We start from the raw sequence: 22,881 nt of genomic DNA on the forward strand, positions 1-22,881 counted from the left end.
CGGACCGGGACGTCGCCGGGACGGACGTGAGCGACGCGCCGACGCGCGCCGCCCCTCCCGGGCTCAGCGCCGGTACGCCGCCGCCGGGTGCGTCGCGGGGAGCCGGGGTCCGCCGCCGGTCAACCGCTCGCGCAGCGTCTCGCCGGGCACGTACGCCTCGCGCAGTCGACCACGACGACGCAGCTCGGGCACGACCAGCTCGACGAAGTCGGTCAGCGTGTCGAACGAGTGGTACTGGCGCAGGTTGATGCCGTCGATCCCCTCGTCGTCGAGCCAGCGCTCGACGGCGTCCGCGACGACGGTCGGGGTGCCGGCGACGAAGAACGTGCCGCCCCAGGCCTCGTCGACCGAGTCGATCAGCTGCCCCACCGTGATGTCGAGCGGAAGCGCGGCGGCTCCCGGGTGGTCGAGCCGGCCCTCGGCCTCGAGCGCCTCGCGCACGGTCCGGTCGCGGGGGTGCGCCGGGGCGTCGAAGGGGATGCTCCGGTGGACCAGCTTGCCCTGCTCGCTGGCGAACGAGCGGTAGAGCGCCAGCTTCTCGGCGACGACCTCGTCCGTCTCGCCCGTGATCACGCCGGCCTGCACGATGAACGACACGTCGTCGGCGGAACGTCCGGCCGCGACCGCCGCCTCGCGCGTGGCCGCGCCGACCGCCCTGACGGCGGGGCCGCCGGTGAAGACGACCTCGGCGTTGCGGGCCGCCTGCTCGACGCCCTTCGGCGACGCCGTCGCGAGGAAGAGCACGGGCGTGCGCTGCGGCGACGGCTCGCTGAGGTGCGGACCGGCGACGCGGAAGTGATCGCCGACGTGGTCGATCGCGTGCACCTTGGCGGGGTCGGTGTAGACGCCGGATCCGGGCTCGAGCCCGTCGGCGGTGGGGTCGGCGACGACGGCGTCGTCCTCCCACGAGCCCTCCCACAGCTTGTAGAGCACGTCGAGGTACTCGGCGGCGCGGGCGTAGCGCTCGGCCTTGGGGATCTCGGCGTCGAGGCCGAAGTTGCGGGCGGCGTTCGGCAGGTACGACGTCACGACGTTCCAGCCGACGCGCCCCTTCGTGAGGTGGTCGAGGGTCGACATCCGCCGCGCGAACGCGAAGGGCGGCTCGTAGCTCGTCGAGAAGGTGATGCCGAAGCCGAGGTGCTCGGTCACCGCGGCCATGGCCGGCACGACCATCATCGGGTCGTTGTTGGGCGCCTGGATGCCCTCGAGCAGGGCCGGTGCCGGGCTGTCACCGAACACGTCGTAGGCACCGAGCACGTCGGCGATGAAGATCGCGTCGAAGCCGCCACGCTCGGCCAGGCGGGCCAGCTCGAGCCAGTACGCCAGGTCTTTGTACTCGCTGCGGTGGTTGTGCGGCAGCCGCCAGAGACCGTGCGTGATGTGCCCGACGCAGTTCATCTCGAAGAGGTTCAGGATCAGCTTCTTCTTCGGGGCGGGGGTCCCGGCGTCGACGGAGGCGGCGGGGACGGTGGCGGACGGCTCGGGCGCGGGGGTGTCTGCGGTGCTCACGCGTCCTACTGTGCCGCACCGCGCCTCCTCGTCCACCGGGTGGTGACGCCGTGTCGCCCGAGGGGAGAGCCGGGCGGCACCACACCGCACCGCGTCCCGTGCACGACACCGCGACGAGACGAGGTGTGGTGCACGGAACGCGGTGCGGCGCGGCGCGGCGGGTCAGCGCTCGCGGATCGTGGTGGTCACGTCGACGAGGCTGGGATCGGCGGGTGCCGAGCCGAAGCCGAACCGCACGGGCGGGTCGAGCGGGGCCAGCGCCCCGAGGGCGCGACCGTCGAGACGGGCGTCGACCGCGACGATGCGGCGGGCCAGAGTCACGCCGTAGTACTCGCGACGACCTCCACCGGCCGTGCCCGCCGTGCGGGCACCCCGGACGATCAGTCGGGCCACCGGGTCGATCAGCGTGAGCCAGCCGGGGCGGGTCGCGAACGCCCGGGGCACGAGCCTCAGCAGCCAGCCGAGCGCGGACACGGGCCCGATCTCGAGCGACAGGTCGAGGACGTCGCCGCCCGCGTCGTCGGGGCCGGCCGAGACCCGGAGCGTCCGGTCGACGCCGCGCCACGACACGGGCTGCACGCGCACCTCGTCGAACGTGTAGGTCGACGAGACGTAGTCGGCCACGGCCTGCGACGGCGCCAGCAACGTGCGGTGGCCGTCCGCACCCTCGACCATCACGTCGACGAAGCGGCCGAGCGGCGAACGGTCCCACAACCCGACGACGACGCGCGTGCCGGACTCCGTGCCGAAGCCGGCGATGCGTCCGTGGAACCGCTGGTCGGGGGTCGCTCTGCTCATCGCTCGACCGTACGCCGACGGTGCTGCACGCACCGCGCCTCCGGGTCCGTCGCTCCCCCGCTCGTCGCGGGCCGAGGCAGACCCGGAGGCGCGGGTCGTCGGTTCGGGAGGCGCTACTCGGCCACGCGGGCCGAGACGGTCTCGAGGGCGGCGAGCTCGTCGGCGCTGAGGGCCACGCTCGCGCTGGCCAGCAACGCGGGCAGCTGCTCGAGGGTGCGGGCGCTGGCGATCGGGGCGACGACGCGGGGCTGCGCCTGCAGCCAGGCGAGGGCGATCGTGGCGATCTCGACCTGGTGGGCGCTCGCGATGTCGCGCAGGGCGGCCACGACGTCGAGCCCCTCGTCGCTGAAGTAGCCCTCGACGTTGCCGCTGCGGGCCCCGGCGATGTCGTCGCGGCTCTGGTACTTGCCGGTGAGGAAGCCCGCGGCGAGCGAGAAGTAGGGCGTCACGCCGAGCTGGTTCAGGGCGGCGAGCGGAGCCAGGTCGCGCTCGTAGGACTTGCGGGTCACGAGGTTGTAGTGCGGCTGCAGGGCGACCGGGGCCGCGAAGCCCTCGCGACGCGCGATCTCGACCCACTCGGTGATGCGCTCGGGCGAGAAGTTCGAGATGCCGACGTGCCGCACCTTGCCGGCCTTCTGCAGCGCGTCGAAGGCGCCGAGGGTCTCGGCGAGGTCGTCGCCGGTGTCGAAGTGCGCCCAGTACAGGTCGATGTGGTCGGTCTGCAGGCGGGTCAACGAGGCGTCGGCCGCGGCGGCGACGTTGGCGGCGCCGAGCCCGGGGAACTCGGGGTGCTGGCTGACCTTGGTGCCGAGCACGATCTGGTCGCGACGCGAGGCACCACCCTGGGCGAGCCAGGTGCCGATGACCGTCTCGGACTCACCGCCCGAGTTGCCGTCCGCCCAGGCCGAGTAGACGTCGGCCGTGTCGACGAAGTTGCCGCCGCCGGCGACGAAGGCGTCGAGCACCGAGTGCGACTCGGCCTCGTCGCTGGTCCAGCCGAAGGTGTTGCCGCCGAGGGCGAGGGGGAAGACGTCGAGGTCGGATGTTCCGATGAGGGGCATGCGGGGGTTCCTTTCGCGAACGTCGCGTCGGGTCGGCGCGGCGACTACCCAGGTCTAACGCGTGCGGCGCGGGTTCGTTCCCAGGTCCGCGGCGTTGCCGCGTGCGCGGCGTTCCCGGCCGCGCGCTGCTCCCAGGTCCGCGGCGTTCCCGTGTGCGCGCTCAGTACCCCTGCTCGACGTCGACGACGCCCTCGGGGTCGCCGCCCTCGGCGAGCGCGCGGATGTTCGCCTCGACCCGGGCCTGGAACAGCGGCTCGGTCATGTCGTTCGTGTTCGCCTGGTGCGGGGTGACGAGCGCACGGGGCTCGGCCCACAAGGGGTGACCGTCGGGCAGCGGCTCGGGGTCGACCACGTCGAGGCCCGCGGCCCCGATCCGCCCCTCGGCGAGCGCCGTGACGAGCGCGTCGGTGTCGACGAGCGGCCCGCGGGCGATGTTGACGAGCACGGCCGTGTCCTTCATGGCGGCGAACTCGGCGGCGCCGAGCAGGCTGCGGGTGCCGCCGGTGAGGGCCGCGGCGACCACGACGACGTCGCTGGTCGGCAGCACCTCGGCCAGGCGGTCGACCGTGATCGTCCGGGCGGCGCCCGGCACGGCCTCGTCGGTGCGGCGCACCATCGTCACCTCGACGTCGAACGGCTGCAGCAGCCGCAGCAGCTCGGTGCCGATGCCGCCGGCCCCGACGATGGTGACGGACGCGCCGTTCAGCGAGATGCCGCGCTGCTCGCGCTCCCACGAGGAGGCGCGGGCCCTGATCTGCAGGGAGCGCAGCGTCGCCAGCGTCAGCGCCAGGGCGTGTTCGGCCACGGGTGCGCTGTACGCGCCCTTGGCACTGGTGAAGACGAGGCCGTCGCGGGCGGTGGCCTGCATGGTCTCGACGTAGGCGTCGACCCCGGCGCTCGGCAGCTGGACGACGCGGACGCGGGGGTGCTCGTCGATCGCCGCGCGCAGGGCGTCCTGGTCGACGCGGCCACCGAGGACGATCATGTCGGTCTCGTCGCCGAGCTCGACCAGGCGGGCGTCGGTCGCGTCCACCGCCCTCGTCGCGGGGGCGACGCCCCAGGCGTCTCCGGACGACGCCTCGGAGTCGGCGGAGGCGGAGGGCAGGACGGTGACGGCGACGGTGCTCATCGCTCCACCGTATCGATCCGGTCACGAAAGCGACTCAGGCTCGTGTCTGCGTCGAGCCGGTGGCAGAGTGACGCCGTCTGCAGGTCGCGAAACCCGATCGTGGACGCGGGAGGCACGGGTCAACGGCGACACGCGCCTCCTTCCCCTCACCCCGACCCGTCGCTCCCGTCGCACGACGGTCGACGGTCGCGGCCCCCGGGGGTACGCTGTCCCACGGCCCAGGCGGGCCCACGGCCCCACCAGGCCCGGCGGCAGCACGACGGAAGGCAGGTGAGCGGCGATGGCTGGTGACAGTACTGGCGCCCCGCGGCATCACTCCGTGATCGCGCCGTCCGCCCCGCTCGTCTGAGCAGCGGGCCCGACCGACCACGAGCGAGGCCCACGGGCACCGACGTCTCCTGTCGACGCACGTCGTCGACGACCCGACACCCCGGTGTCGTCTCGTCGCCCGTGTGCGTCGCCCCGGCCCCCACCGCACACCCGCCGTCCGCACGGCTGTCGTGACCACCACCGGTACGACATCGTCCCTCGACGGACGGTCGTCGCACCCCGAACGGCAGGAGCGCAGACCATGGCACTCATCGACAACGGCATCTACGTCGCGGGACACCGCACCGACAGCCCGGCGAACCTCGACGAGACGTTCGAGCTGCTGCACGAACACCAGGGCATGGCCTGGATCGGGCTGTACCGCGCCGACCCCGACGAGGTGCGCTCGATCGCGCAGGAGTTCGAGCTGCACCCGCTCGCCGTGGAGGACGCACTCAAGGGCCACCAGCGCGCGAAGCTCGAGCGCTTCGGCGAGACCCTCTTCGTCGTGCTGCGGTCGGCCCGCTACCTGGACGCCGAGGAGACGGTCGAGTTCGGCGAGGTGCACGTGTTCGTCGGTCCGGGCTTCGTCATCACGATCCGGCACGCCGAGAACCCCGACCTGGGTCGGGTGCGGCGCCGCCTTGAGTCGAACCCCGAGCTGCTCGCCCTCGGACCCGAGGCCGTCCTCTACGCCGTGCTCGACCAGGTGGTCGACGGCTACGGCCCGGTCGTCGCCGGCATCGAGAAGGACATCGACGAGATCGAGGACGAACTCTTCGGCGGCGACCCCGAGGTCTCACGGCGCATCTACGAACTGCTGCGCGAGGTGATCAGCTTCCAGCGCGCGACGAGCCCGCTGCGGGGGATGCTCGAGAACCTGCTGCGCGGGTCGGACAAGTACGGCGTCGACGTCGAGTTGCAGCGCTCGCTGCGCGACGTGCTCGACCACGTGTTGCGCATCGGCGAGCGCGCCGACACGTTCCGCGCCCTGCTCGAGAACGCGCTGACCGTGCACTCGACGCTCGTCACCCAGGCGCAGAACGACGAGATGCGGCGCCTGTCCGAGGCCGGGCTCGCCCAGAACGAGGAGACCCGGCGCCTGTCGGAGGTCGGCCTGCAGCAGAACGACGAGGTCAAGAAGATCTCGGGCTGGGCGGCCATCCTGTTCGCCCCGACCCTGGTCGGCGGCGTCTACGGCATGAACTTCGACCACATGCCCGAGTTGCACTGGCAGTTCGGCTACCCCATGGCGGTCGCCGCCATGGTCGCGGTCGGCGCGAGCATCTGGGGCGTCTTCAAGTGGAAGAAGTGGCTCTGACGCCGTCGCACCGGTGACGCCGTCGGGCCGGTGACGCAGAGAACGCAGGAGGCGCGGGTCGGGTGACCCGCGCCTCCTGCGTCCACGAGGCGGTGCGGTGCTGCGGTCGGGGCCTAGGCCTCGAGCGCGGCGTCGAGCGTGATCTCGACGCCGGTGAGGGCCTTGGAGACCGGGCACGTCTCCTTGGCGTTCTGGGCGGCCTCGAGGAAGCCGGCCTCGTCGATGCCGGAGACCTCGCCGCGGACGGTGAGGGCGATGCCGGTGAGCTTGAAGCCGCCGGCCGAGTCCGGGCCGAGCGAGACGTCGGCCTTGACGTCGAGCGCCTCGACGGTGCCGCCGGCCTGGCCGAGGACGGCCGAGAACTGCATGGCGTAGCAAGCCGAGTGGGCCGCGGCGAGCAGCTCTTCGGGGCTGGTGGAGCCGTTGGCGTCGTCGGCGGCACGCTTGGGGAACGAGACGTCATAGGTGCCGAGCTTCGAGCTCGAGAGCTCGACCTGGCCTTCGCCGGTCTCGAGGCTGCCGTTCCAGGCGGTGCGTGAGGTGCGAGTGGGCATGTGGTGCCTTCTTTCAGGGAGGGGCCGACGTCGGGGTCGGCCCGGGGTGGGGTGTTCGGGGGTGTTCTGGTCGGTCGGTGAGGCGGGTCAGAGGTGCTGGTCGGTGAGGGCGGCCGTGTTCGCCCGGACGGCGGCGGCGAGCGCGGCGATGTCGGCTCGCAGCGTCTGCAGGTCGGTCAGCTCGAGACCGGTGGCGCCGCAGATCTGGTCGGCGAAGCCGGCGGCCTGCTCGCGGAGCGCGACCCCGGCATCGGTCAGGGCGACGTCGACGGTGCGCTCGTCGGAGGCCGAGCGCGTGCGCGTGACCAGGCCGTGGGCCTCGAGCCGCTTGAGCAGGGGCGACAGCGTGCCCGACTCGAGCTGCAGCTGGTGGCCGAGCTCGGAGACGGTCGTCGGGCCGCCCTGCCAGAGGACCAGCAGCACGAGGTACTGCGGGTAGGTGAGGCCGAGCGGCGCGAGCAGGTCGCGGTACCGCGCCGTGACGGCACGCGAGGCGTTGTAGAGCGCGAAGCAGATCTGCTCGTCGAGCACGGGCGCCGGGCCCGGGGTCGTCGTGTCGGCTGCTGTCGTCATGTCGGCGACTGTAGCACGTCGCGCGCGATTTGGTTGTGCACAATCGAATGGCATCCTGCGTGACGTGGAACGGGCGGCGACGAACCCGCCTCAGTCGACGTCGAACCCGCCTCGGTCGACGTCGGCCCGGCGTTCCCGGAAGGCGATCATGTTGACGCGGTTGCCGCAGCGGACGCTGCAGAACCGCTTGGACCCGTTGCGCGACAGGTCGACGAAGACCCCGTCGCAGTCCTCGGCGGCACAGGCCCGCAGCCGGCCGGTCTCGTCGGTGCGGATGACGTCGACCAGCGCCAGGGCCGACTCGACGCGGATGCGGTCGGCCAGGGGCGCGTCGTCGCTCGTCGCGTGCAGGTGCCAGTCGAGGGCGTCGTGTCGCACGAGCCGGGGCGACGAGACGCTGTCGGCCAGCATGCGGTTGACCTCGGCGGCGAGCAGGTCGCGCTCGAGCGTCCAGATGCGTCGCAGTTCGGCCCGGACGCCCTGCACCGAGGCCAGTTCGGCGTCATCCCGGTCGAAGCGGCCCGAGAAGGCGAACGAGTCGAGCAGGGCCGTCAGCTCGGCACGGGTCGAGAGCTCGTCGCCACCGGACCGACTCGCGCCGGCACCCGTGTTGACCAGGGCGACGTTGAACTCGAGGACGTCTTCGGTGTCAGGGGCGAAATGCAAGTTGACTCCTTGTCAAGGACGGTTCTACGCTCGCCACAGAGACGGCGCGTCAGCACCCATTGTGCACGACGGCCCTGACACAAGGAGTCCTCGTGAGCACCGGTGCGACCACGACCACGATCGCGACGACGCCCCTCGCCGCGGGGCGCCCCGCCTCGACCACCGCCGGCCTGCTCGTCGCCCTGCTGGCCGCCGCCTCGTTCGGATTCTCGGGCCCGTTCGTCAAGCCGTTGCTCGAGTCGGGCTGGAGTCCCGTGGCCGCCGTCACGGTCCGCGCCCTGATCGGCGGGGTCGTGCTCGCCCCCGTCGCCCTCTTCGCCCTCCGGGGCCGCCTGGGTCCGATCTGGCGTGCCCGGTGGCGCGTGCTCGGCATGGCGGTGGTCGGGGTCGCCGGCACCCAGGTCTTCTACTTCGCCGCGGTGGTGCGCATCCCGGTCGGCACGGCGATCCTCGTCGAGTACCTCGCTCCGCTGCTGCTCGTCGGCGTGGCCTGGGCGACCTCGCGACGCGTCCCGCAGGCCGTCGTGCTCGTGGGCTCCGTGATCGCCTTCGCGGGCCTCCTGCTGGTCGTCGCCCCGAGCGGAGGCGTGGCCCTCGACCCCGTCGGGCTCGCCCTGGCGGGGGCGGCGATGGTCTGCTGCGCCGCCTACTTCGTGCTCGCCGCCCGGCCGAGCGGCGACCTGCCCCCGGTCGCCCTGGCGGCCTCGGGCCTGCTCGTCGGCGCCGGGCTGCTGGGACTGCTGGGACTGACCGGCCTCGTGCCGTTCACGACCTCCGCGGCCGACGTGCCCCTGTTCGACGCGATCGTGCCGTGGTGGGTGCCGATGCTCGTGGTCGGCGTCGTCGCCACCGCGGTCGCGTACGCCACGAGCATCACGGCGAGCAGCATGCTCGGCTCCCGCCTGGCGTCGTTCGTCGGCCTGCTCGAGGTGGCGGCCGCCGCGCTCTACGCCTGGCTGCTGCTCGGCGAGGCCTTGACCCCGCTGCAACTCGGCGGCGGCCTGCTGATCGTGGTCGGCATCGGCTTCGTCCGGGCCGAACGCACCCGCGAGGCCGTGGTCGTGGCCGACGCCGTGGCCGAGACGCCCCTCGGCGACGCGGTGGCCGAGCCGCCCGTCGTCGACACGGTGGCCACCGACGGCCGAGGTGCGACCCTGGGGTGATGGACCCCGTCGAGAACACCGACCTGCACGCCCAGCCCAGTCCACGGACGGCCGTCGAGATCGCCGCAGCGTTCGGACGCCCCCTCTTCACGTTCGTCGACCAGCCCCGACTCGACCTGTCGCAGCCCGGCACCGTCGGCCACGACGACGTGCTGGTCGAGGTGGCCTTGAACTACGTGTTCGTCGCCGACCCTTCCGACCCGGATGCCCCGTCGAACCTGGTCGAGAACGTCGCCGAGATCGACGGCCACCTGGCCGACGCCCTGGCCGCCGGGCAGCCCGACTGGTTCGTGGCCGGGCTACGAGCGTTCCGGTACCCGATGCTGTGGGAGGCGGTGGTCACCCTGGTCGCGCCCGGCGAGCCGGCGCCGTCCGACCAACCCGCATCCGTGGCCGAGCACCTCGCTCGGCACGTCAACCACGTCCTGGTCAACACCGCCGAGGGACGGAGCATCCGACCCGACGGCGGCTCGCCCGTGCTGGACTCCCCCGTGACCGCCCGGCACGCGCAGCCCGGGGCGGTGCTCGTCGTCGACGGGATCGGGCGTGACGCCGCGCTGATCGACACCGATCCCGACGTGGTCGGCTGGGGCACCGAGGTCGACGGCTCGATCGTCCTCGTGGTGCTGCCTCGCGACCGGGTGCCACTCGTCGACCTGCGGTTGACGTCCCTCGCGACCTGACCCGCGCCTCCGGGGCCGGGCATAGGGTCGGGGGGTGACTCCGACGACGCTGCCGCGCAGCACGCCCTCCGCCCAGAACGTCGACGCGGCGGGCATCGCCGCGTTCGTCGACGCCCTCGAGACCACGGCCGGCGTCGAGCCGCACAGCATCATGCTGCTGCGCCACGGGCAGGTCGTCGCCGAGGGCTGGTGGGCTCCGTACTCGGCCGACCGCGCCCACCTGCTCTACTCGCTGAGCAAGAGCTTCACGTCGTCGGCCGTCGGGTTCGCCGTGGCCGAGGGCCTGATGGGGCTCGACGACACCGTGCTCGGCCACTTCCCCGAACTCGACGACGAGGTCACCGACCCGCGCAGCCGCTCGATGCTCGTGCGCCACGTGCTCGCGATGGCCAGCGGGCACCGCGCCGAGACCCTCGACCGTGCGCTCGCCGTCGACCCGGTCGACGTCGTCCGGGGCTTCCTGCTCACGCCGCCCGACGACGAGCCCGGCACCGTCTTCGCCTACAACCAGCCCTGCACCTTCGCCGCCGGCGCGATCGTGCAGCGCGTCACGGGCCAGCCGCTGAGCGAGTACCTGCGACCACGCCTGCTCGACCCGCTCGGCATCGGCGAGGTCGGGTGGCAGCGCGACGCGTCCGGCCGCGAGCTCGGCTATAGCGGACTGCACGCCACGACCCACGCGATCGCCGCCCTCGGCCAGCTCTACCTACAGCAGGGCGAGTGGGACGGCGTGCAGCTGCTGCCGCGCGAGTGGGTCGCCCAGGCCACGCGCTCGCACGTCTCGAACGCGGGCGAGTCGAACCCCGACTGGGCGCAGGGCTACGGGTTCCAGTTCTGGATGGCCCGCCACGGCTACCGCGGCGACGGCGCCTACGGGCAGTTCGCCGTCGTGTTGCCCGAACACGACGTCGTGCTCGCCCTGACCGGCCAGTCGCTCGACATGCAGGCCGTGCTCGACGCGGCGTGGGCGCACCTGCTGCCCGCCTTCGGGACGGACGCGGCGCGCGTCGGCGGCGCCCCGGCCGACGCCGCCCTGGCGTCCCGCCTCGCCGACCTGGCACTGCCCGGGGTCGCCGGTCCCACCGAGCACGACGCCGCACCCGTCCGACCGGCGGACGAGGAGGCGCGGGACGGCGACCAGGACTCCCCCGGCACCGACCGGCTCGTGTCGTTCACCGCGGCCGACGGCAACGACCAGCCCGACCTCACCCTGGTCGACCTGCACGCCTCGGCCGACGCCGCGACGACGCTCACCCTCGTCGAGGGCGACTCCCGCCTCGTGGTCCGGGTCGAGGCCGAGGACTGGGTCGTCACCGACGACTCGGTCGGCGGGGCCGGCTCAGGCGCCGGCTCCGCCGCGCCGGTCGCCGCGAGTGCCACCCGGTCGGCCGACCTGCTGCACGTCGACCTCGTCTTCCTCGAGACGCCGCACCGCCTGCACCTCACGCTCGACGAGTCGGACGGGACCTTCACGGCCCTGTGGGAGACCCAGCCGCTGCACGCACCCGCGCTGGCGCAGCTGCGCATGCCGCGCGACTGACGCGACCCGCGCCTCCGAGGCGCCGACCCGGCTGGGTCGGCGCAGGACTCAGCCGAGGACGCCCGTGTGCTCGAGCACGATGTTCACGCCGATGAGGATGAGGATCACGCCACCGGCGATCTCGGCCGGCTTGCCGAACCTCGCACCCACCCGGCGCCCGACGAGCACGCCGACGAAGGTCAGGACGGTGGTGGTCACACCGATCAGCAGGATCGCCCAGCCGATCGAGACCGGCAGGAACGCCAGGGTCACCCCGACCGCGAGGGCGTCGATGCTCGTGGCGATCGCGAGCACGGCGAGTTCGCGGAGGTTCAGCCGGTCGGTGTCCTTCTCGTCGTCCTCGCCCGACGAGAACGCCTCGTAGAGCATCTTGCCGCCGATCAGGGCGAGCAGCCCGAAGGCGACCCAGTGGTCGAACGGCGCGATGTACTGCGCGAACGTCGAGCCGAGCAGCCAGCCCAGCAGCGGCATCAACGCCTGGAACGCGCCGAACGTCACGGCGATGACGACGGCATGACGAGCGTTGAACCGCGTCATGTGCAGGCCCTTGCCGAGGGCGACGGCGAAGGCGTCGGCGGACACGCCCAGCGCGATGAGGAAGAGGGCCCAGAACGACATGGGGGCAGCGCCTTTCGAGACGGTCGGGTGGAGACACCGCTGTCTCGGAACCTGACGATCCTGCCATGCCCGACGCGCCTCCTCGGCCGGAAAAGCCCTGATCAGAGGTATTCGGCGCGCCGAATCCGTGGTGTCGGCGAACCGTCGCGCGGGGCGTCGCGCGCCGAACGCCTTCCCCGGCCGACGGTTATGAGGCGCGGCGCGGATCAGGAGGCGCGGCGCGGCTCAGGCGGGGACGAGCACGTCGCGGGGCAGCACGGCGTGCACGCCCCAGGTGCGGTTGGCGACCTGGGTGACGCGCAGGTCGACGACCGTGCTGGCGAAGGCCAGCGCCGTGGCGGCGTCGAGCGAGTAGAGCTGACGCATCCACTCGACCATCGCGGCGAGCGCGTCGCCGCTGGCGGCGTTGAGGTCGGCGTCGAAGCCGAAGGTGATGCGCGCCTCGGGGGTCTCGGCGTGGATCGTCGAGAGCGGGCGGTCCGTGGCGAGGCCGACCCGCGCCTCCGTCGTCATGCCGGTCTCGATCGCGGTGCCCCCGACCTCGCCGTCGCCCTGGGCCGCGTGCCCGTCGCCGAGGTAGAGCAGGGCGTCGTCGACCGCCACCGGCAACCAGAGGGTCGTGCCCGCGACGAGGTCACGGCAGTCGATGTTGCCGCCCACGGAGGTGCGGGGCGGGATGGTCGAGTGCTCGCCGGCCTCGGCGGGGGCGAGTCCCATGACGCCGAGGAAGGGCGCGATCGGTCGACGCAGGCCCCGGCTCTCGGTGGCGGTGCCGGCGTCGCGGTCGATGCTCCAGAGCAGCCAGGCGGCCTCGGCGTCGACCAGGCCGAGGTGGCGGGTGATCGGGGTGTCGGCGGCCGCGGCGACCGTGAAGCCCCAGTCGTCGGGGGTGAGCGCGAGCAGGTCGAGCTGGAGCATGTCACCCGGCCGGGCCCCGCGGACGGCGATCGGACCGGTCAGGGCGTGACCCCGCCGCGTCGGGAACAGGTACGGGGTGACCTCGCCGGGCACGGTCTGCGGCTCGAGGTGGCCCGAGGCGTCGAGCGAGCGCACGACGACCGTGTCACCGGGGTCGATCGTCAGGACGGGGGCGTGGTCGCGCGAGAAGACCTCGTGGGCGGTGTCGGTGCGGGGGTCGAGGCGGTGGGTCGTCATCGTCCGAGCGTAGGCCGCGACGCCGACACCGACGCCCCGCCGGACGTGCCGCGCCCAGGGGCCGTCGGTACGATGGAGACCTGTTCCGCCCAGACCCCGCCCCACCTGCTCACAGAGAGACCGACGCCCCCATGGTCCTGTTCTTCCACGTCCTCATCATCGCCATCTCGGTCGTCGGCGCCGGCCTCATCTCAGCCGCCCTCGTGGGGCTCGCGACCTCGAAGTAGCGCGAATCCCCTCGGCGTCCCTCACCCGGACGGAGGTCGACCATCCGGCACGAGGTGGCGTAGCCGACCCCCAAAGACCCGTTTGACGGTGGGACGCGTCGGCCTGCACGATGGCCGCATGTCCGCACTCGACGAACTCCGCGCCACGGCCCACCCGATCCGCCTGCGCCTCCTGTCGCTCCTGACCGGCGTCGCGATGAGCGCCGCCGAGGCCGGTCGCGAGCTCGGGCTGTCGCAGGCGACGGCGAGCTACCACCTGCGCGTGCTCGAGCGCGTGGGTCTCGTCGAGGTCGTCGAGGTGGTCACGATCCGCGGCGGCGAGGCCAAGCGCTACCGGCACCTCTCGTCGGCGCAGCCGTTCCCCGTCGTCCCGCCCTCCGTCGACGGGACCGACGACGACACCGACGTCGAACGCGCCCGCTACGTCGACGCCCTGGCCGACGAGCTGCGTCGCCGCTCCCCGCGGCGGGCCGATGGCCCCCAGATCTCGACCGACGCCGAGCTCTGGGTCGACCCCGAGACCTGGCAGCGGGTCGTGCGCCACGTGGGTCACGCCTCCGCCCTCCTGCACGCCGCCGCGCAGCGCCCCCGGACGCCCGGCACGAACCCGGTGTCGATGACGGCCGCCCTGTTCCCGATGAGGCGACCGTGACCGGGGACGCAGGAGGCGCCTCCTCGGTCCCCCGGGCCCCTCACGACCGCCGGGGTCCCCTCGCGCACGGCCCGTTCCGCTGGCTGCTCGCGGCTCGGACGACGGGCGTGCTCGGCAACGCCGTCGCCCCGATCGCCCTCGCGTTCGCCGTGCTCGACCTGACCGGGTCGGCGGCCGACCTCGGCCTGGTCGTCGCGGCCCGGTCGATCGCCAACGTCGCGGTGCTGCTCTTCGGCGGCGTGATCGCCGACCGGCTGCGGCGAGACGTCGTGCTCGTCGGGACGTCGCTCGCCGCCGCCGGGACCCAGGCCGTCGTCGCCTCGCTCGTCGTCACGGGGTCGGCGACGATCCCGCTGCTCGTCGTGCTGAGCGTGCTGAACGGGGCGGTCGCGGCCGTGAGCCTGCCCGCGGCGGCGGCCCTCGTGCCCGAGACGGTGCCCGACGCCCTGCTGCGGCCCGCCAACGCGCTGCTGCGCCTCGGCCTCAACGGCGGCAGCGTCGTCGGGGCGTCGGCGGGGGCGGGGATCGTGGCGGTGGTCGGTCCGGGCTGGGGCCTCGCCGTCGACGCGGCGGGCTTCGCCCTCGCGGGCGTGCTGTACTCGCGGCTGCGGCTGCCCGTCCGGCCCGGCAGCCCGTCGCGCGGCGGGGCGGACTCGGGCCCGGGGGCGGGCGCAGGGGCGGGCGCTGGCTCGGGCCCGGGCTCGGGCCCGGGCTCGGGCCCGGGCCCGGGCTCGGGCCCGGGCTCGGGCTCGGGCGCTGGCTCGGGCTCGTCGGTGATCGCCGATCTGCGCGAGGGGTGGCAGGAGTTCACCCGGCGCTCGTGGGTCTGGATCGTGGTGGCGCAGTTCGCGGTGCTGAACGCCGCGTTCGTGGGGGCGACGACGGTGTTGGGCCCCGTCGTGGCGGACGGGTCGTTCGGGCGGGCGGCCTGGGGGCTGGTCGTCGCGGCCCAGACGGTCGGCCTCGGCCTCGGAGCCGTCGTCGCCCTGCGCTGGCGGCCCCGGCACGGCCTCGCCGTGGGCGTGGGGCTGATGGCCGTCACGGGGGTGCCGGTGGCGACGCTCGGACTGGCTCCGGTGGTGCCCGCGCTGGTGGTGGCCTTCCTGTTGGGTGGCGTCGCCCTCGAGATCTTCGCCATCTCGTGGGACCAGTCGTTGCAGAGCCACGTGCCCCGCGCCTCCCTGGCCCGGGTCTACTCGTACGACATGGTCGGCTCGTTCGTGGCCGTGCCGCTCGGCGAGGTGTTCGCGGGGCCGGCGGCGCAGCACGTCGGCACGCGACCGACGCTGCTCGTCTGCGCCGCGATCATCGTGTCGGCGACCCTCGCGGCCGTCTCGACGCCGGGCGTCCGCCGACTGACGACCGACGAGGTGCGCCCACGGGTCACCGAGCCCTGACGGTCGCCAACTCGTCCCAGTGGGTGGTGGCGCGGGGCGACACCATGTCGCGCTTCATCGACCACCCGCGCCGGTGGCGGAGACCCGCGATGCCGAGCCCCAGGGTGTCCTCGCCGAACTTGCCGGCGATGCGGTCGATGACGGCGCCGTAGGCGGGCGGTGCCGCGTCGGCCTCGCCGAAGACGTCGAGGCTCGCGTGTTCGTCGCGCGGGGTGAGCTCCATCAGGGTGACGCCCGCCCGGACGTAGCGCTTGCCGGGTTCGAGCTGCGGCCCGAGGGCGGCGATGGCCGAGCGGTACAGCAGGGCGGCGTCGTCGGTGGGCTCGGGGAACGCCACCGACACCGAGTGGTTCGTGTGGGCGGCGCTGTCGGAGAACGGCGAGGTCGCGGTGAAGCAGCGCATCATGCGCGTCAACGACCCCTGCCCGCGCAACCGGGCCGCGGCTCGCTGCGTGTAGACCGACAGGACCTCTTCGAGCTCGGTGACGGTCGTGATGGGCACCGCGAACGACCGCGAGTGGTAGATCTGCTCACGGTCGGGCTGCACCTGCTCGATCGGCAGGCAGTCGACGCCTCGTAGCTCGTGGACCACCCGGGCCTGCACGACGCCGAAGCGCGTGCGGATGCGGGCCGCGTCGGCGTCGCGGAGGTCGGCCGCGGTGTGGATGCCGAGCGGCGCGAGCTTCTTCGCCGTGCGGCGACCGATGCCCCAGACGTCGCCGACGTCGACGCTCGCGAGGATCGCCGTCTGCTGCTCGGGGGCGTAGCTGCCCAGGTGGCAGACGCCGGCGAGGGCGGCGTTCTGTTTCGAACCCCGGTTGGCGAGTTTGGCCAGGGTCTTGGTCGGCGCGATGCCGATGCTGACGGGCAGCCCGATGAGCTTGCGCAGGGCGCGGCGGATCTCGCGGGCCTGGGCGATCGTGTCGTCGAGCGAACCGGTCAGCTCGATGAACGACTCGTCGATCGAGTACACCTCTTGGTCGCTGGTGTACCGACTCAGGATCTCGGCCGACCGCGCCGACATGTCGCCGTAGAGCTCGTAGTTGCTCGACACCGCGACCACGCCCTGCATCGCCGCGATCGGGGCGATGCTGTGCCACGGTGCCGCCATGTCGACGTTCAGCGCCTTCGCCTCTTGCGAACGGGCGATGACGCAGCCGTCGTTGTTCGACAGCACGACCACCGGCCGCCCCTCGAGGGCCGGGTTGAAGACGCGCTCGCACGACACGTAGAAGTTGTTGGCGTCGACGATGGCGACGCTGCGCTCGGACGCGGTCGACCTGGATGTCGTAGCGGACTCAGACACGGTGCAGGCACCTCGTCACGACGCCCCAGATCGTCGCCTCGTCGAGCTCGGACAGCACGATCTCGGGGTAGGCCGGGTTCTCGGGGCTGAGCACCATCCGCCCCTGCCGGTACGAGAGGCGCTTGACGGTGAGCTCGGCGTTGACGACCGCGACGACCACGTGGCCGTCGTGGGCGTCGAGCCCCCGGTCGACGACGAGCTCGTCACCGTCGAAGATGCCGGCGCCGGTCATGCTGTCGCCGCTGACCCGCACCAGGAACGTCGCGGTGGGGTCGCGCATCAGGTGCCGGTTGAGGTCGACCGGCCCGTTGTAGTAGCCCTGCGCCGGGGAGGGGAAACCGGCGTGGACGGCTTCGGCGGCCTGCTGCGGCAACAGGTGGTCGGGACGTTCGTCGCCCCCGACGGGGCCGATGACGGCGGTCACCGTGTGCCCTCGCACCCGGCACGGGGGTCGCCGAGGAGGCGCACGCCGGTTCGCACGGACGACTGCCGGTGGTCTCTCATCACGCCTCCCACCGAGGACGCTACGTCAGACCACCGACACCGCGCTCCACGCCGGCGCGGCCGCCCCGCCGCAACCGCCGACCCCGCGGGTGCCACACCACCGCGACCACCGACCCCACGAGTGCCGCGCCACCGGCACGACGTCCCGCCCCGGCACCTCGGGCCACCCCCCGCCGCCCCGGCACTCCGGCACCCCGCCCTGCGCGTCGCCACGCGGTGCGGTGCGGTGCGGGCAATTCCTGCCTCGTGCTGCGACGTTCCGCGGCGGCCCCGAGCCTCCGGGCCCGGGGATTCGCGCTGCGGCACCATCCCGGAGTTGCCGACGGGGATCGTGGTGACGCGCGGTCCCGACCGGAGCCGAGCGCGCCCGCACCCCCGGCACGCCCCGCCGCCACCCCGGCACCCCGGCACCCCGCCCTGCGCGTCGCCTCGTGGTGCGGGCAATTCCTGCCTGGTGTCGCACCGAGCTGCGCGAGCCCCGGGACTCGGGGCCCGGGATTCGGCGCTGCGGCACCAGCCCGGAGTTGCCGACACGAGTGCGTGACGACCCGAGCGCACGGCACGGTCCCGACGCGACGTGCACGTCCGCACTGCCGAGCCCCGCCCCCCGGCACGCAGGCGCGTGCGGTCGTCGGCGGCGGGAGCCTCAGCCGGCGAGGGCGTCCCGGAGGGCGGTCCCGTGATCGACCAGTCGACCGGCGCGGGCCGACGGGGCCACCTCGTCGAGCCGCTCGACGAGGCGCAGCGCGGCCGCCAGCACGGCCGGTTGGTCGGGGGCGTAGGTGCGGACGGTGTGGAACAGCGAGTCGACGAGCGCCTCCACGGACGGCCACGTGACGAGGACGGCGGGTGCACCCCGGTCGTCCAGCAGCGCCGTGACGGGCTCGCCCCGACGCCAGAGCGGGACGAGCACTCCGGCCGACATGTCGAGCGCGCTCACCGCGGTGTAGGGGTCGTTGCTCCCCGAGGCGAGACCGCGCACGGCGATCTCGACGAGTTGCTGCAGGGCGAACCCGACGTCCTGGTGAGGCGTCCGGGCGGGCCCCAGGGTGGTCGCCCGTCGCAGTTCACGGACCGTGTCGGACCCCGGGGAGGCGCTGGTCACCGCGAGCGGGTCCCCCACGATCACGTACCGGCCGGGCATCGCGACGACGTCGACGACGAGGCCTTCGCGCACGGCGACGCGGCGGAGCGCCTCCCATGAGACGGTCTGCACGTAGCCGTCGGCGTCGGCACGGACGACGGCCGCGTCGGCCTGGAGCGGATCGTCCGCCGAGGACCGGACCCGCGCCTCCTGGCTGACGTCGTCGGCCGGGCTCGTGGGGTAGACGACGTCGGTCACGGCCCGGAGGTCGTCGAGCACCCGCGCCTGCAACGAGGTGATCTGCACCGAACCGGCGATGTGGTGGATGAAGAAGACCAGCACCCCCACGTCGAACACGCTGAGCAGGACCGCGACGTGGACGGCGATCACCGGGACGAACGCGCTGGTGTCGTCGACCTCGGTGTGGACGGTGCGCATCACGACGATGCAGTAGAGGAAGGTCGAGGTGAAGGTCGCCAGCACGAACTGGTTGGCGCGGTCGGCCATGAAGTTGCGGACGAGTCGCGGGCCGTAGGTCGACGACGTCGTGGCGAGCACCGAGATCGTGATCGAGAACGACGTCCCGGCCACGGTCAGCATGGACGTCCCGATGCCCGAGAGCAACGACCGTCCCCCGGAGGCGCTGAGGGCACCCAGCAGCGGCAGCCCCTCGGTCACCGTCGTCGGCAGGGACCGGTCGACCGTCACCAGCACCTCGGCGAGGACGACGGCGACGAGCCCGAACACGGCGGGCAGGAACCAGAACGACTCCCGCACGCGGGTCAACGACAGCATGCCGCCGAGCGTAGACGGTGCCTCCCGCCGGGCACCGCCGGAGGGGAGGACGCCGCCACCGACGCCCCCGCCGATCAGCGGGTCGTGACCACGCGCCGTCCGAGGTCGGAGTCGAGCATCGTGTCCATGGCCGTGCCCACCAGGCGGTCGCCGAGGGGGCGCTCGATGCGGCCGGAGGCGACCAGCGAGGCGATCCCCTGCATCGTCGCCGCGAAGAGCATCTTGAAGTGGTCGCGCGACTCGTCACCGGACGCCTCGGACTCCGTCGGCCCCAGGGCTCCGTCGAGGACGGCGAAGAGGGTGCCCGCCGCCTCGTGCACGGCCTCGGGCTTCGTCGTCACCTTGGTCTGGAACATGAGCTCCATCAGCGCGGCATCGTCGACGGCGAAGTCGACGTAGGCCCGGGCGACGCGATGGAGGCGTTCCGTCCGACCTCCCCCGCCGTCGAGCGCGCGTCGGACCGCGGTGGTGAGCCGCTCGAACCCGGCTCCGGCGAGCGCGTCGAGCAGCGCCTGCCGATCGACGAAGTGGCTCCGGGGGGCACCGTGACTGACCCCGGCCCGACGGGCGAGGTCGCGGAGCGAGAGGCCGTCGACGCCGGACTCGCGCACGACCTCGATCGCCTCGTCCAGCAGCACGGCGCGCAGGTTCCCGTGGTGGAAGGGCCGCTGCGTCATGCCTCGATCCTAATCCCCGACTAGTCATTGACTAGATACTAGACACCGCCTAGATTGAGGCCATGACGACTCCACGCACCCTCCTCGTGCTCGGCGCCACGGGGCAGACCGGGCAGCACTTCACGCGACTGGCACTCGACGCCGGGCATCGACTCCGCGCTCTCGCGCGGACGCCCGGCAAGCTCGCGATCGAGCACGACGACCTCGAGGTCGTCCAGGGCTCCCTCGACGACGACCTCGACCTCGACGCCCTGCTCGGCGGCGTCGACGCCGTCGTGATGATGGTCGGGGACGCGGCCGCCCAACGCGAGCGGCAGGTGAACGCGACCTTCGTCCGAGCGCTCGTCCCCGCCATGCGCCGCAGCGGCACGCGGCGACTCCTGTACCAGGCCGGGGGCCTGAGCGCGGCACCGGGCAAGCCCCTCGCACCGGTGCTGCGGATCGTCCGCAGCACGATCGCCCGCGCGTACATCGGCCAGCACGAGGACAACGAGGCCGTCATGCGCTACCTCGACCAGGACGCCCGTGACGTCGAGTGGATGGTCCACCGGGCCGGCATCGGCTCCGACGGCCCGTCCAAGGGCGAACTGCACCGCTCCTCCTCGTTCATCAGCATCGGCACGTTCGCCGACTGCGCCGCCTACGACCTGCGGCTGCTCTTCGATGATTCGGCCGTCCACACCTGCGACGGCAGCCGCTACCGGCGGGGCTGATCGACCACCGGTGCGGCTGATCGACTACCGCGGGGCGCTGGTCCGCAGGGCGGCGGCGAGGACGACCTCGAGAGCCTGCACCTGGCGCGCCGCGGTCCAGCGGCCGGGGTCGCCGGTCGCCAGGCTCGAGACCCCCTCCACCGCCGCGACGAGGGCCGCCGCCCGGGTGCCCGCCTCGTCGTGGCCCCCGGGATCACCGACCCCGAGCAGTCGCGTCAGACGGTCGGCGAAGGCGCGGCTGGCGAGGGCGTGCCGCTCGGCCAGGACGGGATCGTCGAGCGCCGCGGCCAGGAAGCCGACCCACACGCGGGCCTCGGCGAGACGCTCGTCGTCGGTCGGCAGGGTGCCCAGGACGACGGCGCGTACGGCGGCCACCGCGTCGCCGGCATCGCCCTCGAGCGCGTCCGAGCGCTCGCGGGTGCGCTCGTGGAGCACGTCCCGGGCGTGGAGCAGCAGGGCCTGCTTGTCCCGGAAGGTGTGCAGGACGAGGCCCGTGGTGCAGCCCGCCCGTTCGGCGACCGCGCGGAGGGTGAGCCCCGTCGGCCCGCGCTCGGCGAGGGTCGTGAACACGGCGTCCGAGAGACGCCTCCGGGTGTCGTCCACGTCACGCGTCCTGCTCATCCCGTGATCGTAACGCATGTTACCGTAACGGTTGTCACGAAAGGACGACCCATGCGCTGGACGATCACCCGGACCCCCTTCGACCACCCCGACGCCGACGGCCTCCGCCGCGCACAGCGGGTCGAACTCGACGCCCGGTACGGCAGCGACGACCACGAGCCGGGCACGCCGCCGTCGGCGGCCGACGTCCCGGTGTTCCTCGTCGCCCGCGCGGACGACGGCCGGCCGATCGCCTGCGGTGGCCTGCGCCCTCTCGCCGACACGGTGGTCGGCCCGGCCACGGTCGAGGTCAAACGCATGTACGTCTCGCCCGAGGCGCGGGGATCGGGGGTCGCGACCGCCGTCCTCCGAGCCCTCGAGGACGCCGCACGCGACCTGGGCTCCCGCCGGATCGTGCTCGAGACGGGCATCCTCCAGCCGGACGCCATCCGCTTCTACGAACGCGAGGGCTACGAGAGCATCCCGCTCTTCGGCTCGTACGCCGGGTCGGCCGAGTCGGTCTGCTTCGCCCGCGACGTCTGAGCCGCGGCCGCGGCACCCCGTCGACCCGCAGGCGCCCTGCCGACCCGCGGGCGCCCTCCCGACCCGCGGCGGGGCATCCCCCTCGGGGCGGGGCACGTCTTCTGGGGTAGAGACAGTCGCCGGCGGATGCGGCATCGTGTCCGTCAGACCTCCCGTCGGCGATTCGTGACGAAACCTGCTCGACCCTCGTCCCCATTGCTGAGGCCACGTCCCACCAGCGTGCGACCCGGAGAGGAGGACCAGGAGATCACCGTGCCCAGCACCTACATGCCCGCGACCGGACCGGCGCCCGACGAGCGCGCAACGGACGAGCGCGCACCCGACGACTTCCGCCGGGACGCCTGGTCGAGCGACGACGTCGAGGAGGCGCGCGACAGTCTGCAGACGGTCCTCGCCGGCCGGGACTTCCGCGCCCGCGTCGACTCGGAGCCGTTCGCGTTCCGCTTCGCCTCCGCCGGCGACGCCCGTCTGGCCCTGCAGACCGGCACCTTCACCGGTCACCTGCAGGGCACGATCCCGTGGTCGCGGGACTACGTCGTGTCGTGGTTCCAGCAGGGCTCCGTGACCATCGACCACCCCACCGGGCAACTCACCAGCGTGGGCACCCGGCCGTTCCTGACCCCGACCGAGACGTCGTTCTCGTTCGTGATGACACCCCACCGGCACGGCATCGTCCACATCGACGGCGCCTTCTTCGAGGAGGTCGCCACCGAACGCCACGCCGGGCCGGCGCAACGGATCGTCTTCGACTACGCCGCCGTGCCGAGCGACGTCGCCCTCGCCGCCTGGCAGCGCACCCTCGGCGCCGCCACCCCGACGATCGTCGACCCGCGGACCCCTCCCCTCGCCCGCCACAGCGCCCAGACGGCGATCGTCAGAACGCTGCTGGACGTGTTCCCGTGGCGAGCGGTCGACGTCCCCGACTCCCTGCGCACCGAGCGGACGAAACGCCTGCGACTCGTCGCCGAGTACGTCCACGCCTACGCCGATCAGGCGATCTCGTCGGCGGACATCGCCACGGCCGCCGGCATGCACACCCGGACCCTGCAGCAACTGATGAACGAGCACCTGGGCTCCAGTCCGTCGAAGTACCTGAGACACGTCCGCCTCGACCGGGTGCGCCAGGACCTCGTCGCGGGCGACCCGGGGACGACCCTCGTCTCGGAGGTCGCCGGCCGCTGGGGCTTCGGGAACATGGGCCGGTTCTCGGCCGCGTACCTGGCCCGCTTCGGCGAGCACCCGAAGGACACCCTGGCGCGCTGAGCGGTCGGAGGCGCGGGTTCCGTCATCGCCGGCGGTCCGTG

The 22,881-nt window shown here is 73.2% G+C and carries 23 protein-coding genes; 9 read left to right on the forward strand and 14 right to left on the reverse strand.

The window, feature by feature from the left end:
• Positions 1–63 precede the first annotated feature (63 nt).
• From QRN23_RS07575 to QRN23_RS07590, 4 genes are all read right to left on the reverse strand, one after another.
• Positions 64–1,509, reverse strand: a complete 1,446-nt coding sequence (locus tag QRN23_RS07575; protein WP_350224693.1) for an NtaA/DmoA family FMN-dependent monooxygenase — start codon at positions 1,507–1,509, stop codon at positions 64–66.
• Between the two features lie 162 nt (positions 1,510–1,671).
• Positions 1,672–2,307, reverse strand: a complete 636-nt coding sequence (locus tag QRN23_RS07580) for a hypothetical protein (protein ID WP_056046745.1) — start codon at positions 2,305–2,307, stop codon at positions 1,672–1,674.
• Positions 2,308–2,420: 113 nt separating this feature from the next.
• The gene (locus tag QRN23_RS07585; RefSeq protein ID WP_173151505.1) at positions 2,421–3,368 is read right to left on the reverse strand and encodes an aldo/keto reductase; all 948 of its coding nucleotides are present in this window, start codon (positions 3,366–3,368) and stop codon (positions 2,421–2,423) included.
• Between the two features lie 160 nt (positions 3,369–3,528).
• Entirely contained in the window at positions 3,529–4,497 is a 969-nt protein-coding gene (locus QRN23_RS07590) for a D-isomer specific 2-hydroxyacid dehydrogenase family protein (RefSeq protein ID WP_285063090.1), read from the reverse strand.
• Between the two features lie 571 nt (positions 4,498–5,068).
• On the opposite strand from QRN23_RS07590, the gene QRN23_RS07595 reads away from it, so the two are divergent.
• On the forward strand, positions 5,069–6,127 hold the full coding sequence (locus QRN23_RS07595; RefSeq protein ID WP_056046751.1) for a magnesium and cobalt transport protein CorA: 1,059 nt from the start codon (positions 5,069–5,071) through the stop codon (positions 6,125–6,127).
• A gap of 113 nt (positions 6,128–6,240) precedes the next feature.
• On the opposite strand, the gene QRN23_RS07600 is transcribed toward QRN23_RS07595, so the two are convergent.
• From QRN23_RS07600 to QRN23_RS07610, 3 genes are all read right to left on the reverse strand, one after another.
• On the reverse strand, positions 6,241–6,681 hold the full coding sequence (locus QRN23_RS07600; RefSeq protein ID WP_056046752.1) for an OsmC family peroxiredoxin: 441 nt from the start codon (positions 6,679–6,681) through the stop codon (positions 6,241–6,243).
• An 87-nt stretch (positions 6,682–6,768) separates the two neighbouring features.
• Complete coding sequence (locus QRN23_RS07605) at positions 6,769–7,254, reverse strand: MarR family winged helix-turn-helix transcriptional regulator (protein ID WP_285063091.1); 486 nt, start codon at positions 7,252–7,254, stop codon at positions 6,769–6,771.
• Positions 7,255–7,344: 90 nt separating this feature from the next.
• Entirely contained in the window at positions 7,345–7,920 is a 576-nt protein-coding gene (locus QRN23_RS07610; protein ID WP_082460336.1) for a CGNR zinc finger domain-containing protein, read from the reverse strand.
• A 92-nt stretch (positions 7,921–8,012) separates the two neighbouring features.
• Here QRN23_RS07610 and QRN23_RS07615 point away from each other — a divergent pair, with 92 nt between their 5' ends.
• The 3 genes from QRN23_RS07615 to QRN23_RS07625 are packed head-to-tail and all read left to right on the forward strand — an operon-like array spanning position 8,013 to position 11,306.
• Entirely contained in the window at positions 8,013–9,083 is a 1,071-nt protein-coding gene (locus QRN23_RS07615; RefSeq protein ID WP_350224694.1) for an EamA family transporter, read from the forward strand.
• Positions 9,083–9,766: a hypothetical protein gene (locus QRN23_RS07620; protein WP_285063092.1), complete on the forward strand. Its 684-nt coding sequence runs from the start codon at positions 9,083–9,085 to the stop codon at positions 9,764–9,766. The genes QRN23_RS07615 and QRN23_RS07620 overlap by 1 nt, the downstream gene beginning before the upstream one ends.
• 34 nt (positions 9,767–9,800) lie before the next feature.
• On the forward strand, positions 9,801–11,306 hold the full coding sequence (locus tag QRN23_RS07625; RefSeq protein ID WP_277960306.1) for a serine hydrolase domain-containing protein: 1,506 nt from the start codon (positions 9,801–9,803) through the stop codon (positions 11,304–11,306).
• A gap of 48 nt (positions 11,307–11,354) precedes the next feature.
• Here QRN23_RS07625 and QRN23_RS07630 read toward each other — a convergent pair whose 3' ends face one another.
• The gene (locus tag QRN23_RS07630) at positions 11,355–11,924 is read right to left on the reverse strand and encodes a manganese efflux pump MntP (RefSeq protein ID WP_056046758.1); all 570 of its coding nucleotides are present in this window, start codon (positions 11,922–11,924) and stop codon (positions 11,355–11,357) included.
• A gap of 225 nt (positions 11,925–12,149) precedes the next feature.
• A complete protein-coding gene (locus QRN23_RS07635) occupies positions 12,150–13,079 on the reverse strand; it encodes an acetamidase/formamidase family protein (protein WP_159827500.1) in 930 nt (309 codons plus the stop codon).
• Positions 13,080–13,424: 345 nt separating this feature from the next.
• Between QRN23_RS07635 and QRN23_RS07640 the strand changes: the two genes are divergently transcribed.
• Positions 13,425–13,958: a winged helix-turn-helix domain-containing protein gene (locus QRN23_RS07640; protein ID WP_285063094.1), complete on the forward strand. Its 534-nt coding sequence runs from the start codon at positions 13,425–13,427 to the stop codon at positions 13,956–13,958.
• Complete coding sequence (locus QRN23_RS07645; RefSeq protein ID WP_285063095.1) at positions 13,955–15,355, forward strand: MFS transporter; 1,401 nt, start codon at positions 13,955–13,957, stop codon at positions 15,353–15,355. Before QRN23_RS07640 ends, QRN23_RS07645 begins: the two co-directional genes overlap by 4 nt.
• Here the strand turns inward: QRN23_RS07645 and QRN23_RS07650 are convergent.
• The 4 genes from QRN23_RS07650 to QRN23_RS07665 form a co-directional block, all read right to left on the reverse strand.
• The gene (locus tag QRN23_RS07650) at positions 15,342–16,661 is read right to left on the reverse strand and encodes a Y-family DNA polymerase (RefSeq protein ID WP_056046762.1); all 1,320 of its coding nucleotides are present in this window, start codon (positions 16,659–16,661) and stop codon (positions 15,342–15,344) included. The two genes, QRN23_RS07645 and QRN23_RS07650, sit on opposite strands and share 14 nt — an antisense overlap.
• Positions 16,654–17,085, reverse strand: coding sequence for a LexA family protein (locus QRN23_RS07655; RefSeq protein WP_143048573.1), 432 nt, complete (start codon positions 17,083–17,085; stop codon positions 16,654–16,656). The genes QRN23_RS07650 and QRN23_RS07655 overlap by 8 nt, the downstream gene beginning before the upstream one ends.
• A gap of 726 nt (positions 17,086–17,811) precedes the next feature.
• Positions 17,812–19,044, reverse strand: coding sequence for a DUF2254 domain-containing protein (locus QRN23_RS07660; RefSeq protein ID WP_285063096.1), 1,233 nt, complete (start codon positions 19,042–19,044; stop codon positions 17,812–17,814).
• A 74-nt stretch (positions 19,045–19,118) separates the two neighbouring features.
• Positions 19,119–19,721 carry a TetR/AcrR family transcriptional regulator gene (locus QRN23_RS07665; protein ID WP_056046766.1) on the reverse strand — a complete coding sequence of 201 codons (603 nt, stop codon included), beginning with the start codon at positions 19,719–19,721 and terminating at the stop codon, positions 19,119–19,121.
• A 62-nt stretch (positions 19,722–19,783) separates the two neighbouring features.
• On the opposite strand from QRN23_RS07665, the gene QRN23_RS07670 reads away from it, so the two are divergent.
• Positions 19,784–20,434, forward strand: a complete 651-nt coding sequence (locus tag QRN23_RS07670; RefSeq protein ID WP_056046768.1) for an NAD(P)-dependent oxidoreductase — start codon at positions 19,784–19,786, stop codon at positions 20,432–20,434.
• 24 nt (positions 20,435–20,458) lie between these two features.
• Here the strand turns inward: QRN23_RS07670 and QRN23_RS07675 are convergent, their stop codons facing one another.
• Positions 20,459–21,055 carry a TetR/AcrR family transcriptional regulator gene (locus tag QRN23_RS07675; protein WP_056046770.1) on the reverse strand — a complete coding sequence of 199 codons (597 nt, stop codon included), beginning with the start codon at positions 21,053–21,055 and terminating at the stop codon, positions 20,459–20,461.
• A gap of 51 nt (positions 21,056–21,106) precedes the next feature.
• Between QRN23_RS07675 and QRN23_RS07680 the strand changes: the two genes are divergently transcribed.
• Together QRN23_RS07680 and QRN23_RS07685 are read left to right on the forward strand one after the other, a co-directional pair.
• Positions 21,107–21,577 (forward strand): GNAT family N-acetyltransferase, encoded by a 471-nt coding sequence (locus QRN23_RS07680; protein ID WP_056046772.1) that lies wholly within the window; start codon positions 21,107–21,109, stop codon positions 21,575–21,577.
• A gap of 252 nt (positions 21,578–21,829) precedes the next feature.
• On the forward strand, positions 21,830–22,840 hold the full coding sequence (locus tag QRN23_RS07685) for an AraC family transcriptional regulator (RefSeq protein ID WP_285063097.1): 1,011 nt from the start codon (positions 21,830–21,832) through the stop codon (positions 22,838–22,840).
• Positions 22,841–22,881 lie beyond the last annotated feature (41 nt).

This window comes from Frigoribacterium sp. ME-P-080, from assembly GCF_030209595.1.
Lineage (GTDB): Bacteria > Actinomycetota > Actinomycetes > Actinomycetales > Microbacteriaceae > Frigoribacterium.